Below are 14,337 nucleotides of genomic sequence, written 5' to 3' on the forward strand. Positions count from 1 at the left end.
TTAGTATCAATGTAAGTAGATGCTGCTTTATGGTCATCAAAGCTTGCCTACAGAGGGCAGGCAAGATAAGCTCAGTCTATCTTTATCCGTTTTAATCGTAGAAATCGTGACTATTAAAACGAGCAGATAACCTTATTGAACAAAAAGAATTATATTGAACAAAAAGGATGATTGGGCGTAAATGACGTTTTAAGTTTACGCTACGTCACAATCCATCAATAACAATCAAAAAGAGAGATTCCTATGTCAGATAAATTTATCAAATCAAAAGCCGCCATCGCTTGGGGCCCAAAGCAGCCACTATCTATCGAAGAAGTGGACGTCATGCTACCGCGTAAAGGCGAAGTCTTGGTAAAAATCGTGGCCAGTGGCGTGTGTCACACAGATGCGTTTACCTTATCTGGTGAAGACCCAGAAGGCGTGTTCCCAGCGATTTTGGGTCATGAAGGTGGCGGTATCGTTGAGCAAGTCGGCGAAGGTGTGACCAGCGTACAAGTCGGTGATCATGTCATCCCGCTATACACGGCAGAGTGCGGCGTTTGTAAAATGTGCCGTTCAGGCAAAACCAATCTTTGCTCAGCAGTACGCGAGACGCAAGGTAAAGGCTTGATGCCAGATGGTACCACGCGTTTTTATAAAGACGGCGAGCCAATTTACCATTATATGGGTTGCTCAACGTTTTCTGAGTACACCGTTTTACCAGAGATTTCATTGGCTAAAGTCAATAAAGACGCGCCATTAGAAGAAGTTTGCTTGCTTGGTTGCGGCGTGACTACGGGCATGGGCGCGGTCATGAATACTGCCAAAGTCGAAGAGGGTGCAACGGTTGCCATCTTTGGTCTTGGCGGCATTGGACTATCCGCAGTCATCGGTGCTGCGATGGCAAAAGCCAGCCGTATCATTGCGATTGATATTAACGAGAGCAAGTTTGAGTTAGCTAAAAAACTGGGCGCAACCGATTGTATCAACCCGAAAGACTATGACAAACCGATTCAGGAAGTCATCGTTGAGCTGACCGATGGCGGTGTTGATTATTCGTTCGAATGTATCGGTAACGTCGATGTCATGCGTTCGGCGCTAGAGTGCTGCCATAAAGGTTGGGGCGAGTCAGTTATTATCGGTGTGGCTGGTGCTGGACAAGAAATCTCCACTCGTCCGTTCCAGTTGGTAACGGGTCGAGTCTGGAAAGGGTCAGCATTTGGCGGTGTCAAAGGTCGTACAGAACTACCAGGGTATGTCGAGCGCTATCTGGCGGGTGAGATTCCTTTACAAGACTTTATCACGCACACGATGCCAATAGAAGACGTGAACGAAGCGTTTGATTTAATGCATAAAGGCGAGAGCATCCGTACGGTTGTCAATTTCTAAACGTCGTTACTGACAGCAATATCAAAATCACGGTTTTGACCTGATGACGCTATAATAAAAATGCTGCTTCAATTTTGAAGCAGCTTTTTTTTACGCTATAGTTTTTTGAAAGCTAGAAGATAGTGTTAACAGCAATCTCGCAAATGCAGGTATTAACCATCCTTTTTACTAATAATTTGATCTGCTAGTGTCGATAAATCTGATGCGATCAAATCGGGAACTGGCACATTTGGTGCGCTAAGCATTTCGTTATATGGGCGAGTCAAAAAGGCACCGCGACAGCCTACCGCTTGTGCGCCGATGGTATCCCAGAGATGACAAGCAACGAGACATAAGTCTGACGTATCAACATCAAGCGTATCGGCTACCATTTGGTAAGTTTCAGGTGCTGGCTTGAACTTACTAACAGTCTCAACACTAAAATGCTGCTCAAAGAACTGACTGAGTCCGGCTTTCTCCAATGGTGTTGGAGACGCACTGCTCGCTGAGTTGGTTAGTGTGACCAATCGAAATCCTGCATCGCGCAAACGAGTCAGGGCTGGTGCTGCATCAGGATGCGCCGGCAACGCACTCATTCTTTCTTTAAACTCATCGATATCAGACTCTGTCAGCGTCACTTGCCTGATATCTGCAATCATCTGTAATGCGCCAACGCCAATCTCACCGAAAGGCGTATAGAGGCCAGATAGCGTCATGGTTTGAGAGTATAGCACCAGCTGAGCAAACCATTCACGTAAGACGTTCTGCTTACCAAACACTCGCGTAAAAAAAGGCGTGAGCGTGTCGATATCGAGCAGCGTCTCATTGACATCAAATACAATGATCGAAGGAAAGCGTTCAGAAGACATAAAGCATCCTTGTATAAAATAACATTTTTATAATGACAGACGGTTTAGTCAGTCATATTCGCCAATTGCTCTAATATGCTGACGTAGTTTTCAACCCCTTGCGCACCGCTGACTAAATGGCGCTCGTTGAAAATAATCGCCGGCACGCTTTGGATACCTTGCTGCTGCCAATGCTGTTCTTCTGCTCGCACTTCTTTTGCAAAGAACTGACCTTCTAGCACTGCCTGTGCCTCACTACGATCCAGTCCAGTCTCTGCTGCAATGTCAGCAAGCACGTTGATATCAGAGATATTCCTATTATCGGTAAAATGCGCCGCAAACAAGGCTTGCTTTAGCTCATGCATACGCCCTTGCTGGTCTGCAAAATGCAGCAGCTGATGCAGATTAAATGTATTGTGCATGCGTGTGTCGTCATTGAAGTTGAATTCAAAGCCAACCTCGCGACCTGCTTCTCTCATTCTGACTCGGCTAGCATCTGATTCTTCTTTAGTCGAGCCGTACTTTTCAATAATGTGCTCACGCAAGTTTTGCCCCTCGCTTGGCATATTGGGGTTTAACTCAAACGGATGCCAATGAATGGTGTGTGCGGTATTGGTTTGCTCAAGGGCTTTTGCCAGTTGGCGATAGCCGATGACGCACCAAGGGCAGACAACGTCCGAGACAATATCGATTCGGAGTGGTTTTTCTGATGTGCTCATATATCCTCGCAGGTATGATTATTTGTATTTTATTTGAGATTTTCATAGATGGGTATATCAGGCAGCGCTATCTAAAGGGATTTGCTCGCTGCAACATAACTCAGTCAATACTAAGAGAATGAGGGAGTGATTACAATGTAGTCTGCACAGTCTGCGTTATCACTTAGGTAGCTCAATTGTAACTATTATCAGTAGGATAGCCGGAATTTTTGCAAAAACAGTGTAACAACTGACGCATTGATAACAAAACCTGTGATTACTTAACCAATCTGCCGTGGTCACAAAATAAGTTTTTATTTAAAGTTGCTCCATTGAAATTAGCGATGATTATTTATAAATAATGCTAATACTAATAATTTAATAAGCAATAAAAACTTAACACTCACTATGGGGTCATATATGAAAAATATCACTGAAGCGATGAGATGGCGTTACAGCACCAAAGAATTTGATACCAATAGAAAAATATCAGCAGAAGACTTTCAGAGTCTAAAAGATATCTTACGTCTCAGTCCGTCAAGCACCAATATTCAACCTTGGCATTTTGTGATTGCTGATGACGAAGCTGGTAAAGCTCGAATCGCCAAAGGCACTGAGGGCATGTATGAATTCAATGATGCCAAAGTAAAAGATGCCTCGCATGTCATCGTATTCTGTAGTCGGGTCTATGCTGATGACGAGTTTTTAGAAGGCGTGCTCGACAAAGAAGATGCCGATGGTCGCTTTGCAGAACCAAAATTCAAAGAGCAAATGCATCAAACGCGTAAAATGTTCTTGGATATCCGTCGTTATGAGCAAAAAGATGAGCCGCATTGGTTGATAGAGCAGTTGTATCTCAATATGGGCGCTTTGCTCCTAGGCGCCGCGACTTTGGGTATCGATGCTGTACCAATGGAAGGCGCAGATTTAAAAGCACTCGATGAAGAGTTTGATTTACGTAGTAAGGGCTATACAGCGGTCGCAATGGTTTCGCTTGGCTATCGTAGTGAAAACGACTTTAATGCTGACCTGCCTAAGTCTCGATTTGACGAAGAAACAATCATTACTAAGGCCTAGTTTAAGTTGAAAGTATCATTCTAAAGTAGCTTCATAATAGCCCTATAAACTTCTGTTTGTGGGGCTTTTCTTTATTAAAATCTATTTAACATACTGCCTATTTCTAAAAAATAGATTGCCTACTTCACATAGCATATTGCTAAATCATATAGCCTGAATTTGAGTGCTGATAAATTAAAAGCAATTAATACTAGCTAGCAGCGGATGATTAGGTTAATTGAAGTAAATGATTATCAATTAGCCTACAGCGATTGGTGGTGCTCACTTTCAGGTACTGCCTCGGTTTAAAAACTACACTGTAATAACTACAAAGTTAACACAAAATATCGTCCTCAATAAGACATAATCAATTTATTGACGCCGTAACAACGAGGCGTTTTACCACTACCTTATATTCATCTGCCAGCGAGAAGCCAGCATGTCTACCTTGACGTTAACAATCAATAAGCAGGATTATCAGCTCGAGAATCTTGACGCCCGTACGACATTGCTCGATGTCTGTCGTCAGCACTTACAAATTACCGGACCCAAAAAAGGCTGTGACCACGGTCAATGTGGGGCCTGTACCATGCTCATCAATGGACGACGGGTCAACTCCTGTCTGACACTTGCCATCATGCATGATGGTGATGAGATTACGACCATCGAAGGCATCGGTATGCCGGACTCACTATCGGCGCTGCAACAAGCGTTCAAAGATAACGATGCCTTTCAGTGTGGTTATTGCACACCAGGTCAAATCTGTTCAGCGACTGCATTGATAGAAGAAGTAAAGCAGAATTGGCCAAGTCATGTGAGCACCGATCTACAGAATCCTGATAGCCTGCTGGTACAAGAAATTGCTGAGCGTATGAGTGGCAATATTTGCCGTTGCTCTGCTTATCCTAATATCATCAAAGCCATCTCACAAGTGCTCGAGAATGAAGCATCAGCGTCTACATCCAAGACAGCTGACAATGCTGCACAAAACTCAAGCGTGACAGGTATCTGGTCACCGCCACCTAGCGAGACGCAACTTGGCAAAAACTCATCAAATAATGAGATTGCAAATAACAAAACAGCAACTGGTACAACAGGAGGCCGCTCATGAAACGCTTTGAATATAGCCGTGCTGATGCACCAGAGCAAGCCGCGACATCTGCAAGCGCCGACGATGCTTCTTTTATCGCAGGTGGTACCAACTTATTAGACTTGATGAAATTAGAGATTGAGACGCCGATCAAACTCGTCGATATTACGCGTCTTGACTTAAAGCAAGTAGAAACGACTGCTGATGGGGGTTTGCGTATTGGTACACTTGTGACCAATAGTGATCTGGCCGCGCATCCTGATGTGATTGCCAATTATCCAGTATTGTCCCGAGCTATTTTGGCAGGGGCGACTGGTCAGCTACGTAACAAAGCGACGACGGGTGGCAACTTCTTGCAGCGCACTCGTTGCTATTATTTTTATCAAACAGACAGCGCTTGTAACAAACGTGAACCGGGGACTGGTTGTCCTGCTATTAACGGTGAAAACCGCACGCTTGCTATTCTAGGCACGAGCGATGCCTGTATTTCTCAGCATCCATCTGATATGGCAGTGGCTATGCGTTTGCTGGATGCCACGATAGAGACAGTGAAGGCGGACGGGTCGACTCGCGCTATCGATGTGAAAGATTTTTATTGCTTGCCAAAAGACACGCCGCATATCGAAAACGTGCTAGAAGCTGGCGAGCTGATTACTCATGTTGTACTACCTGCCCCTATTAAGGGCATGCACACCTATGACAAGGTGCGCGATCGCGCTTCTTATGCCTTTGCATTGGTATCTTGTGCCGCAGTCATCGATGCTGATGACAATGGCAACTTAAAGACAGTACGGTTGGCGTTCGGCGGCATCGGTACCAAGCCATGGCGTAATGAAGAGGTTGAGGCACTATTAACAGATACTGATGGCAACGGCGATGTTATCACGCAGGCTGCCGATCTGTTATTGCATGATGCCAAAGGTAATGGTCAAAACGACTTTAAAATACCGTTGACGCGTCGCCTACTAAAACAAGTTATTCAGCGCGCATTAGCGGGCGAGGGAGCATAATCATGGCATTATTTGAATCAATCACCCAATCAGAACCGACCAAAAAATTGACCATGGATGCGCCTGTCGAATCTTTATTTAGCAAGACGGCAAGCAAACTGGTCGGTAAGCCAATCAACCGTGTTGATGGTTCCCTAAAGGTTAGCGGTCAAGCAAAATATAGCGCCGAAATACACTTGGACAATCAAGCCTATGGCGTATTGGTAGGCGCGACCATTGCCAAAGGTCAAGTTGAGAACATTGATAGCGACTCTCTAAAGGGCATCCCCAACATTATCAAGGTTGTGACCGATCCTGAGCATTTTTTGCGTAATCCTCAGCAAGGCGGCGCACAAGAAGCACCAGCACAAGGGGTGACTGACATTCTTTATCATGGTCAACCTATCGCTGTGGTCATTGCTGAGACATTTGAAGCAGCGACAGAAGGTGCAAAGGCGCTTAAGGTCACCTATACGGACGAGACGGACCAAGCGGCACTGAATTTTACCAAAGAGTTATCAAACGCCCATGCGGTAGATGAAGAAAAAGGCTCTGATAAAAACTATATCCAAGGTGACCCAGAACAAGGCTTGGCCGATGCTGAGGTGACGGTCGATCGCTTTTACCATACCCCAAGCCAAAACAGCGCGGCTATGGAGCCACATGTGACATTGGCACACTGGGAAGATGACAAGCTCATTCTCTATACAGCCAACCAAATGCTTGCTTCTTGTAAAGCGCAAATTATGGATGCTTTGGACTTAGGCGAAGATCAAGTTCAGCTCATCGCGTATTATGTGGGTGGGGGTTTCGGTAGTAAACTAGGTATCTCTCCTGAATCTATCGCAGCGGCAATTGCCTCAAAACAACTTGGTCGCCCAGTATTGATTACCATGACTCGTCCACAAGTGATGGAGTCAACGATCAGACGTTCAAACACGCGTCAGCGTATCGCTATTGGCGCTAATAATGACGGCGTTATCGACACCTTGATTCAAGAGACTATTTCTAGTAATTTGCCGGGAGAGGCGTTCTTTGAGCCGACCGCATTATCTACGCATTACTTATATAGTGGTAAAAACCGCCGTGTAAACTATGAAATGGTAGACATGAACCAATTATTATCAGGCTCGATGCGTGCGCCTGGTGAAGCGGTAGGTATGATCGCCGTTGAGTGTGCGATGGATGAGCTGGCCTCTCAGTTGGGTATCGATCCTATCGAGTTGCGCCGCCGCAATGAGCCTGAAAAAGACCCTAGCCAAGACATTCCGTTTTCGACACGTAAGCTGATTGAATGTATGGAGCAAGGCGCTGAGCAGTTCGGTTGGAACGAGCGAAACGCGAAGCCTGCCAGTCAATTAGAAGGTGATTGGTGGATAGGAACGGGCATGGCCGCCGCCGCACGTGGTAATCAGTTGCAGCCTTCTGAAGCACGTGCGACGCTACAAGTAGATCAATCAAAAGACCTTGGTGTCAAAGCAGTTATCGAAACTGGAATGACAGATATTGGTACAGGCTCCTACACCGTGTTCTCTCAAGTCGCTGCTGATCTTTTAGGGCTGCCCATTGACCATATCGAGATGAAACTGGGTGACAGCTCATTGCCAAAAGCGGCAGGCTCAGGTGGTAGTTGGGGCGCTGCTAGTGTAGGTAGTAGTATCTACCTTGCTTGTGAGCAACTGCGTGAGATGCTCGCCGAAAAAGTTGGTTTATCTGCTGATACCATTCAATTTGATAGCGGAAAAATCAAGAAAATGGATGACCAAGAGTCAGCTACAGATGAGCATACGCTTACCAAAGTTCTTGCTGACTATGAGGCACAAAGCATCAGTGCCAAAGGAAAGATAGAGCCGGGTGAAAATGGCAAAAAATATCGTCAGTCTTCGTTTGGGGCAAATTTCGCTGAGGTCGCCGTTCATAAAGTGACTGGTGAAATTCGTGTCAAGCGCATGACTGGTGCATTTGCCGCTGGCCGTATTCTTAACCACAAAACAGCCACCTCACAGTGCTATGGCGGCATGGTGTTCGGTATTGGCTCGGCGTTGATGGAAGAAATCATCCATGACAAACGTGATGGTCGCCTCTGTAATCATGATCTTGCCGAGTACCATGTACCAGTTAATGCAGACGTGCCGCAGTTAGAGGTTATATTGGTAGAAGAGGATGATCCGTATACCAATCCAATGCATATCAAAGGTATTGGTGAGACAGCTATTGCAGGTGCTGCTGCCGCGATTGCCAACGCTGTCTATAATGCCGTCGGCGTCCGTGTTTACGATTTCCCGATCACGCTCGACAAGCTACTTTATGAGATGCCAGAGTAATTTTATAAGCTTATGTATAACAAAAACCCGCTTACTGAGCGGGTTTTTGTAACTGGGTCGGTAGTATATTTTAGTACTATCAAAAAATTCATTATCAAAAAATAATTATTAAATAAGAGGCATTATGAATCAAGTCGCTGACATTCTGAAGCTGGCAAGCGAGGCTAAGCAGCAAGGTGTTGATGCTGTATTGGCCACTGTCGTTCGTACAGAAGGCTCAGCATATCGCCGTGCTGGTGCGATGATGCTCATCTGTGAAGATGGTCGCTCAGTTGGTATGATTAGCGGTGGTTGCTTGGAGCCGCATATTATCAAACGCGCCTTTTGGCTCACGCGTGACGGTGCCAATGTGCAAGTCTATCAGACGGGTGATGACATTGAATATGCCGAAAATGGTCAAGCGCAGGTAGCGATCAACAAAGAAGCTGGCGATACAGATGACGATCTAGACGACTTGGATGACATAGACTTGGATGGACTAGACTTCGATGAGTTGAATTTTGGACTTGGCTGTAATGGACGTGTGCATGTGCTGTTTGAACGACTGGCAACAGCCGCACCATTTTTAGAGTTAATTCGTCAGGTGCGACGTCATCAGCAGCCAGTTATGGTCGCTACTTTGATACGCGCCAACGGTTGTCAGAACACCGAGCTGCAAATAGGCATGCGCATCAATTTAGAGGAATATCACAATTCGGAAAATTCACTAGAACAAGAGATAATAAACCCTTCGAATATAATTGCCGATATCGTAGAAGCGTTAGTAGAATACAAGCTGTCTGAGAGCAATACCGAATACATGACCATAAAAACGGACGAGGTAACTACCGAGTGGCTCGTACAACGCTTGCAACCACAGGTGCGTTTATTAATTTGTGGCGCAGGTAATGATGTGATGCCACTGGTGACGATGGCCAAGCTACAAGACTGGCATGTGACGGTTATAGACAGTCGCACGCAATATGCGACGCGTATGCGTTTTCCTCAGGCAGACAACGTCATGTCATTATCTCTAGAGGACAGTGATACCTTGCTAAAACTGAGTGATAATGCAGCGGTCGCTCTGATGTCACATAGTCTGACCCAAGACCGCGCTCGCTTGGCGATATTGCTAGCACATGCGCAAAATTATAGATATTTAGGACAATTGGGGCCGCGCTATCGTACCGAACGCTTGATCAATGAGATAAGCGCCAACATGGATCATCCTGCTATCTTGGATGCTGGCGTTCAAAAACTACACTATCCGATTGGCTATAAGCTGGGTGGAGATGGCCCTGAAGCACTCGCACTTGGCATCATGGCACAGATAAATGCAGTCATGCACGATCAAACTGCATCAGTAGAAGGATCTCACAGTGGGGTCTCGAATTTGGCAGCAAGCGTCGGTAATATGGATGCTGATATTGTGCCGAGTACCGTATGAGTAGTATCGTCTTAGAAGACAAGGACAGACAGGTGCAAAATCATGCGGCCATCGTATTGGCAAGTGGCCTCAGTCAGCGACTCGGTCAACCTAAGCAGCTACTCGTTAAAAATGGCGAGCCATTAATCGTGCACATGGCGCGATTAGCATTAAATACCAATCCGCAGGTCGTCATCGTCATCATACCTGATAATCATCGTTCGATAGCCAATGCAGTTGTAGAGTTAGCTGTGCAATATCCAACGGTTCGAACGGTAGTAAATCCAAAACCTGAGACAGGTATGGCGGACAGTTTGCGTTTGGGTATTGAGGCCATCGCTGGTATTGACACTGCGTTAATCGAGCGCGTGCTTATCATGGGGGTTGATCAAATTCTACTAGATGAGTCACATTTAACGGCTTTATTGGCTGGTGAACAGTCTGTAGTGGCAAGTCGCTATTATAGTTGGCATAGCTGGCAAGATCTAGAAAACTACCAAAATTTGGATGAAGTAGTATCAAACAAAGGCGCTACTACCAGTAAGCCTCGAAGCGATATTATCGGTCTGCCTTTGGTGATCAATTATAAGCTGCTTAGACAGTGGAAAGCGGCATTGATGGGCGATAAAGGGCTACGGCATCTGATTAGAGGGTTACCAGCCGATCAAATAGATACAGTTATCAACGATAGTCTTACCTATGATATTGATACGCCCGAGCAGCTAACCTATGCCAAACAGCAAGGCTGGCTTGATAAGAAATTTTAATGATAGTGAGTACTAAGCGACCGATATGATAAGCATGATAGAAACCGAACGACTGTACCTAAGACAGTGGCAAGCGAGCGACTTTGCGCCATTTGCTAAGATGAATGCCAATCCTAAAGTGATGGAATACTTTCCCAAACTATTAACCACTTCCATGAGTAATACTATCGCCAAAAAATGCCAGACGCTGATTGAGGATAATGGTTGGGGGTTTTGGGCGGTAAGTCGCAAAGGCGGCTCAAATAAAAACGATGACTTTATCGGTATGGTTGGGTTAAATAACGCGCATGCCAACATGCCGTTTTCTCCTGCTGTTGAGATTGGTTGGCGATTGCACAATGATTATTGGGGATTAGGATATGCGACCGAGGCCGCACAGGCAGCTTTGCGCTATGCTTTTGATGTTTTAGAACTTAGCGAAGTCGTTGCCTTTACTGCCGTTATTAATAAGCGCTCGCAAAAGCTTATGCAGCGTCTTGGTATGACTGATACGCAAGACAATTTTTATCATCCTATGCTTGATGCCAAGCACCCACTTGCTGAGCATGTCCTGTACAAGATTACACGGCAGCAGTGGCAAGCCCTTAGCGCATAACGGACTCTATGTATCTGACTATTTATCTTATACGGCCGATCTTGAAAACGTCAAAATATGCCCTTTGAACGGCAACTCTAGATAAGTCGTATTTTCAGGTTTGACATGCTTACTGCTAAAGCCAAACTCGATCATTTTATTCGTCAGCTTGTTTTTGCGGCCGCGACCAGGATCGACTACGATGACTTCACAGGTTGGCAGCGCATGACGCTCGATGAATTCCGCCAATATATCGATGTGCTGGTCTTCATAGAGTAAGTCACTGCCGATAATGATATCAAATTTGCCAAGATGGCTATTGTCCTCTGACCAGTCTAAACGCTCAAAATTAATCTCTTTGTTATTATTCAGCGTGGTATTTCTATCAAGGAAATACTCAACCGTTGGATGATAGTCAGTCGCTGTGATATCAGCATGTCTATGATTGAGCAGCAGACTCGATAGCGCCATGCCGCAGCCCACTTCCAAAATCCGTTTACTCGCGATATCGTAATCGAGCATATGATTGGCAAGCACCAAGCTTGATGGCCATATGACGCCAAACATCGGCCAAGACGCCGAGCAAATGCCCAAATTTAACGCCTCATCATCAGGGTCGCTAAATTGCTGATTGTCACGCAGGGTGCAAACATGAATGTCAGTATTGCCAATTTCGATCGTTTGATAGCGCACGCGCACGGTGGTCAGCGAAGTCATAAACTGTCCTAAAAAATAAGCAAGAATGCAAGGTTTGGCAAAGGTTGCCACTGTCGATGAGGTAGGACGTTGGAGGCGATAATTTAAATCTTTGAAATGGTATAAACTCGATTTTGTAGAAGCTGATATCTTGCAGAAATTTAATCGGCAACAAGATAAGCGTGCGAAGAGTATGCATCAAATATTGACAAGTTATTGTTAATTCTGAAGGTATTGTTATTGCTGCGCAAAATCGTCCAGCACTAGAAAGGAAAGTCATTAAGAAGCGGATGGTTATAAGAGAGGAAAGTGCGTTCGACCTAAGACAAGCGCACTTATATTGCTATGGTATAAAGGATTTGTGTTGAGTAATGGCTTAACTCCATCAACTAAGAAACTTTAGACCAGATGTCTTGAGTGCCCATACCAGCTCTACAAAGGCGCGACTGTTGGTCAAGGGTTCGCCATCAATGATGAGCACATAGCCCGCGCCATCAATCCATAAAAACACAAAGCTGGTTTCAGGAATAAGTAAGTCGACCTGCTGAAAAAACGAGATCGCTTGACTCTCTACTGCCCAGCCGCGTTGTTTTTGGCGAAGCATAAAGCCTGAAAAATCAGCAGCAGCGACACTGAGCATGTCCGCTTCTTCTTGACTGTAGCCAATCCGTGCCAGACAAAACCCTTCATCAGAGCCAATTGCGGCACGGCGTTTACCAGATAAGCTCGCGACTACGTAAGGCAAAAACTGATCCAATGGTAGATTGGGCGCTGGCAAAAGCAAAGACAATTTTTCAATCCAGCCTTGCTCGATAAAGCTTTGTAGCCATATATCAGAATAACGCTGCAACCAATCAGCGGCGAGTAGCGTCTGCCCATAAGACAATAAATCTTGTAGCGCCAACTGCTCGTCAGTCGGCTCATTTTGTGAAAACGCCTCAAAAATACCAGCGGGCGTTAAGGTTAGATAGGTTTTATCAGCATTCAAGTAAGAGGACATAGCGGCTACCGTAGTGATGAAAGGGTGATAAAAAATATTTAAGGTTATAAACGAATGATGATCTATCGTGTAGTAGAAGGTCTAATGGTTTGATCAAGATGCTGTTGGCAATTGTCCCAGCGCTTATCAAACTGCCAATCACGCTTGCCCAAGCTAAACCATACTAAGGAAAATGCCAGACGATCATTGCGCGCTGTACAATAGGCAAAAAACTCATTTTCAATTTGCTCAATGGTTCCCCAGTCTTGGCTAGCACGTGCTTGCATCAACTCGCTTGTGATGTCTTTAGCGATTTCTTTGGCATCATCGCTACTGATACGCAGTCGTTGTTTTTGCTCATTGAGCGACGGTGATACCAGTACACTCCAGCGAGTGGCGAGCATACTGTTGCGCTGAATGTAGCTTTTTTTATCAATACAATCGCGAAACCCTTGCTGGGCATCAGGGTACAAGCGATCCTTAATACGCGTAAATAGATTATTGACATCGTACGGAATATCAAACCAGCAACCATAGAAAAAGTCCGCTACAGCGCCTTGTAACGGCTCTTTTTCAGTCATCAGTAAGGCGGCGTTGATGCGCTGCTCGTGAAAGTGACGGTTATTGGGTGCCAAAAACACCTTGCGCGAGTAAAGTCGAAATACTCGGTGCGCGACTTTCTCATTTTCTTTGATCAGGTCTGCATCAGACATCATAGTATCCTTGTATCATAGCCGTGATGGCAATAAGCGCAACAAGCCACAGCCTAATTCCGTAAAACGAAGTGCGATATCAATAAAGCTGATAAGCGATCAGTCCAATAACGTCTGCATCAAATCAATCATGAATTCAGCATCTTCTTCACTCATCGCCTCAAATCCTTGCGGCATACCAAGCTCAGTCAAGGCTTCTTTGCCATCGTCATCGCTATGCAAATCAAGAATCGCATCTATAAAGAGTTGCGCATCTGGAAAGTCTTCTTTAATGAGCAGGACATGGCTAATATCTGCCAAATCACTCTCAATCAGTACCGATAGCTGAGCTTTGGTTAAGCGCGAGAAGCTGTGAAAGATTTCCGCTAAGAAAAAAGCCGCTTGGGCATCGCCTTTGATCACTTTGCGGGCCGCTGCCTGATAGGTCTCAGTCACATCCCAATTAAGATCAGATTCTTCTATATCGACAGCTTCTAGTAAACGTAAACCAATCAGCTTGACGTCGCGGTTGTCTGCCATCGCCACAGTTGCACCCGCATAGATATCTTCTAAGCAGTTTATGTTGCTATCGTCTGCTGCTGCAATGACCATCTCATCGGATTTACCGATGGGGCGTGCAATGGCTCGGTAGCCTTGCTCGCGTATCAGGGCGGCTGCATCAAAAGGGTTGGCGTAGATAATTTGAATATCACCTGCCTCAATCAATGCTTCTTGCTCAGCATGTGATGCTGGAATATTGAGGTGCATGTTGAGGTTGGCACGTTTTTGTATCAACGTATTAAACATGTGCCAGCCAGCAAAGCGCTCAGGCGAAAAATCAGGGGCGATTAACATATTGTGTGTCGTCATGA

14 protein-coding genes are annotated in these 14,337 nt (G+C 45.4%); 8 read left to right on the forward strand and 6 right to left on the reverse strand.

Going from position 1 to position 14,337, the window contains the following annotated elements; all coding sequences use genetic code 11:
* Positions 1-243: 243 nt before the first annotated feature.
* Positions 244-1,368, forward strand: coding sequence for an S-(hydroxymethyl)glutathione dehydrogenase/class III alcohol dehydrogenase (locus ACTXGK_RS18585; RefSeq protein ID WP_238038091.1), 1,125 nt, complete (start codon positions 244-246; stop codon positions 1,366-1,368).
* Positions 1,369-1,520: 152 nt separating this feature from the next.
* On the opposite strand, the gene ACTXGK_RS18590 is transcribed toward ACTXGK_RS18585, so the two are convergent.
* Both ACTXGK_RS18590 and ACTXGK_RS18595 read right to left on the reverse strand, forming a co-directional pair.
* Positions 1,521-2,216, reverse strand: a complete 696-nt coding sequence (locus ACTXGK_RS18590; protein ID WP_443515683.1) for a haloacid dehalogenase type II — start codon at positions 2,214-2,216, stop codon at positions 1,521-1,523.
* 44 nt (positions 2,217-2,260) lie between these two features.
* On the reverse strand, positions 2,261-2,914 hold the full coding sequence (locus ACTXGK_RS18595) for a DsbA family oxidoreductase (RefSeq protein WP_443515681.1): 654 nt from the start codon (positions 2,912-2,914) through the stop codon (positions 2,261-2,263).
* A 399-nt stretch (positions 2,915-3,313) separates the two neighbouring features.
* Between ACTXGK_RS18595 and nfsB the strand changes: the two genes are divergently transcribed.
* The 7 genes from nfsB to ACTXGK_RS18630 all read left to right on the forward strand — a co-directional run bounded on the left by nfsB (position 3,314) and on the right by ACTXGK_RS18630 (position 11,119).
* Entirely contained in the window at positions 3,314-3,970 is a 657-nt protein-coding gene (nfsB, locus tag ACTXGK_RS18600; protein WP_443515680.1) for an oxygen-insensitive NAD(P)H nitroreductase, read from the forward strand.
* A 418-nt stretch (positions 3,971-4,388) separates the two neighbouring features.
* On the forward strand, positions 4,389-5,060 hold the full coding sequence (locus tag ACTXGK_RS18605) for a 2Fe-2S iron-sulfur cluster-binding protein (RefSeq protein ID WP_443515679.1): 672 nt from the start codon (positions 4,389-4,391) through the stop codon (positions 5,058-5,060).
* A complete protein-coding gene (locus tag ACTXGK_RS18610) occupies positions 5,057-6,049 on the forward strand; it encodes an FAD binding domain-containing protein (protein WP_443515678.1) in 993 nt (330 codons plus the stop codon). The genes ACTXGK_RS18605 and ACTXGK_RS18610 overlap by 4 nt, the downstream gene beginning before the upstream one ends.
* A gap of 2 nt (positions 6,050-6,051) precedes the next feature.
* A complete protein-coding gene (locus ACTXGK_RS18615) occupies positions 6,052-8,352 on the forward strand; it encodes a molybdopterin cofactor-binding domain-containing protein (RefSeq protein ID WP_443515676.1) in 2,301 nt (766 codons plus the stop codon).
* Positions 8,353-8,476: 124 nt separating this feature from the next.
* Positions 8,477-9,778: an XdhC family protein gene (locus ACTXGK_RS18620; protein ID WP_443515674.1), complete on the forward strand. Its 1,302-nt coding sequence runs from the start codon at positions 8,477-8,479 to the stop codon at positions 9,776-9,778.
* Positions 9,775-10,524 (forward strand): nucleotidyltransferase family protein, encoded by a 750-nt coding sequence (locus ACTXGK_RS18625; protein ID WP_443515672.1) that lies wholly within the window; start codon positions 9,775-9,777, stop codon positions 10,522-10,524. The genes ACTXGK_RS18620 and ACTXGK_RS18625 overlap by 4 nt, the downstream gene beginning before the upstream one ends.
* A 34-nt stretch (positions 10,525-10,558) precedes the next feature.
* Positions 10,559-11,119 (forward strand): GNAT family N-acetyltransferase, encoded by a 561-nt coding sequence (locus ACTXGK_RS18630; RefSeq protein ID WP_443516025.1) that lies wholly within the window; start codon positions 10,559-10,561, stop codon positions 11,117-11,119.
* Positions 11,120-11,146: 27 nt separating this feature from the next.
* On the opposite strand, the gene ACTXGK_RS18635 is transcribed toward ACTXGK_RS18630, so the two are convergent.
* The 4 genes from ACTXGK_RS18635 to ACTXGK_RS18650 all read right to left on the reverse strand — a co-directional run bounded on the left by ACTXGK_RS18635 (position 11,147) and on the right by ACTXGK_RS18650 (position 14,335).
* Positions 11,147-11,815 (reverse strand): class I SAM-dependent methyltransferase, encoded by a 669-nt coding sequence (locus ACTXGK_RS18635; protein ID WP_443515670.1) that lies wholly within the window; start codon positions 11,813-11,815, stop codon positions 11,147-11,149.
* A gap of 364 nt (positions 11,816-12,179) precedes the next feature.
* On the reverse strand, positions 12,180-12,794 hold the full coding sequence (locus ACTXGK_RS18640; protein ID WP_201599568.1) for a hypothetical protein: 615 nt from the start codon (positions 12,792-12,794) through the stop codon (positions 12,180-12,182).
* Between the two features lie 62 nt (positions 12,795-12,856).
* Positions 12,857-13,486: a hypothetical protein gene (locus ACTXGK_RS18645; protein ID WP_201599567.1), complete on the reverse strand. Its 630-nt coding sequence runs from the start codon at positions 13,484-13,486 to the stop codon at positions 12,857-12,859.
* Between the two features lie 99 nt (positions 13,487-13,585).
* The gene (locus tag ACTXGK_RS18650) at positions 13,586-14,335 is read right to left on the reverse strand and encodes a PhnD/SsuA/transferrin family substrate-binding protein (RefSeq protein ID WP_443515667.1); all 750 of its coding nucleotides are present in this window, start codon (positions 14,333-14,335) and stop codon (positions 13,586-13,588) included.
* Between the last annotated feature and the right edge of the window lie 2 nt (positions 14,336-14,337).

The sequence above is a fragment of the Psychrobacter sp. T6-5 genome, from assembly GCF_052258485.2.
Taxonomy (GTDB): Bacteria; Pseudomonadota; Gammaproteobacteria; order Pseudomonadales; family Moraxellaceae; genus Psychrobacter.

What these genes read in the sequence shown, in the direction of transcription:
- ACTXGK_RS18585 (WP_238038091.1), top strand. Translation starts at nt 244, where the DNA reads ATGTCAGATAAATTTATCAAATCAAAAGCCGCCATCGCTTGGGGCCCA.
- ACTXGK_RS18590 (WP_443515683.1), bottom strand. Translation starts at nt 2,216, where the DNA reads ATGTCTTCTGAACGCTTTCCTTCGATCATTGTATTTGATGTCAATGAG.
- ACTXGK_RS18595 (WP_443515681.1), bottom strand. Translation starts at nt 2,914, where the DNA reads ATGAGCACATCAGAAAAACCACTCCGAATCGATATTGTCTCGGACGTT.
- nfsB (WP_443515680.1), top strand. Translation starts at nt 3,314, where the DNA reads ATGAAAAATATCACTGAAGCGATGAGATGGCGTTACAGCACCAAAGAA.
- ACTXGK_RS18605 (WP_443515679.1), top strand. Translation starts at nt 4,389, where the DNA reads ATGTCTACCTTGACGTTAACAATCAATAAGCAGGATTATCAGCTCGAG.
- ACTXGK_RS18610 (WP_443515678.1), top strand. Translation starts at nt 5,057, where the DNA reads ATGAAACGCTTTGAATATAGCCGTGCTGATGCACCAGAGCAAGCCGCG.
- ACTXGK_RS18615 (WP_443515676.1), top strand. Translation starts at nt 6,052, where the DNA reads ATGGCATTATTTGAATCAATCACCCAATCAGAACCGACCAAAAAATTG.
- ACTXGK_RS18620 (WP_443515674.1), top strand. Translation starts at nt 8,477, where the DNA reads ATGAATCAAGTCGCTGACATTCTGAAGCTGGCAAGCGAGGCTAAGCAG.
- ACTXGK_RS18625 (WP_443515672.1), top strand. Translation starts at nt 9,775, where the DNA reads ATGAGTAGTATCGTCTTAGAAGACAAGGACAGACAGGTGCAAAATCAT.
- ACTXGK_RS18630 (WP_443516025.1), top strand. Translation starts at nt 10,559, where the DNA reads ATGATAGAAACCGAACGACTGTACCTAAGACAGTGGCAAGCGAGCGAC.
- ACTXGK_RS18635 (WP_443515670.1), bottom strand. Translation starts at nt 11,815, where the DNA reads ATGACTTCGCTGACCACCGTGCGCGTGCGCTATCAAACGATCGAAATT.
- ACTXGK_RS18640 (WP_201599568.1), bottom strand. Translation starts at nt 12,794, where the DNA reads ATGTCCTCTTACTTGAATGCTGATAAAACCTATCTAACCTTAACGCCC.
- ACTXGK_RS18645 (WP_201599567.1), bottom strand. Translation starts at nt 13,486, where the DNA reads ATGTCTGATGCAGACCTGATCAAAGAAAATGAGAAAGTCGCGCACCGA.
- ACTXGK_RS18650 (WP_443515667.1), bottom strand. Translation starts at nt 14,335, where the DNA reads ATGACGACACACAATATGTTAATCGCCCCTGATTTTTCGCCTGAGCGC.